Consider the following 233-nt stretch of genomic DNA (forward strand, 5'->3'; position numbering starts at 1 on the left):
GGTATGAAAGAAGATACCGTTCTTGATTTCGCAAAAGCCCTGGTCAACGCCAAGCGAAATCTTGCCCGCATGTTCCTTAAAAATCCGCCGATCCTTATCTTAGATGAAGCCACTTCAGGCTGTGCTACACCAATTGCATAGGCAAGCTGAACTTCAACCTTGTCTGCAAGTCCTGGCCGTTATTGCCCATACTGAAAAGGATGTTGACCTTCTCGCAATAGGTGAGAAATCCT

General features: G+C 46.4%; 1 pseudogene. It reads left to right on the plus strand.

Going from position 1 to position 233, the window contains the following annotated elements:
- A pseudogene (locus tag P6709_RS20375) lies at window positions 1-63 on the plus strand (recombination protein RecR); the annotation flags it as partial.
- Window positions 64-233: the final 170 nt, after the last annotated feature.

This window comes from Jeotgalibacillus sp. ET6, assembly GCF_029667115.1.
Taxonomy (GTDB): domain Bacteria; phylum Bacillota; class Bacilli; order Bacillales; family Jeotgalibacillaceae; genus Jeotgalibacillus.